The organism is Burkholderia sp. BCC0405, from assembly GCF_902833075.1.
GTDB lineage: Bacteria > Pseudomonadota > Gammaproteobacteria > Burkholderiales > Burkholderiaceae > Burkholderia.
The window spans coordinates 1-512 of sequence record NZ_CADFEO010000068.1 but is presented as its reverse complement, the minus strand read 5'-3'; the positions used below and the strand labels follow the sequence as shown (position 1 = coordinate 512).

Genomic DNA, 512 nt, shown 5'->3' with positions numbered 1-512 from the left:
GGACGGTCACCACGGTAGGATTCATGACTGGGGTGAAGTCGTAACAAGGTAGCCGTATCGGAAGGTGCGGCTGGATCACCTCCTTTCCAGAGCTATCTCGCGAAGTTGAGCGCTCACGCTTATCGGCTGTTGATAAAGACAGAAAGACTGTCTGTTAGCGGTTTTATCGGTTATAATGCCGGCCGCTTTCGATAATCCTCAATGATAAATATTTGAATGAAGTTCGATTCGAGTCTTTTTCATTGGCGATTGAGCCAGTCAGAGTGATACGTAGTATGTATCGGCTGTCGTTCTTTAACAATCTGGAAGAAGCAAGTAATTTGGATAGCGGAAGCGTCTTGAGATGGACGTGGAAGTTATCCGGGTTGTGATTGTATCGATGTATCTCAAGATGATTCGAACTCTATGTTTGACTCAATTGGAATACGGCACAACGCGAGAACTCAACCTGTAACGAGACAGACTCGTTATAGGGTCAAGCGAACAAGTGCATGTGGTGGATGCCTTGGCGA

At 46.3% G+C, this 512-nt stretch carries 1 rRNA gene; it reads left to right on the top strand.

Annotation, left to right across the window (positions count from 1 at the left end):
* Positions 1 to 86, top strand: a 16S ribosomal RNA gene (locus HWX36_RS36725); the annotation flags it as partial.
* Positions 87 to 512 lie beyond the last annotated feature (426 nt).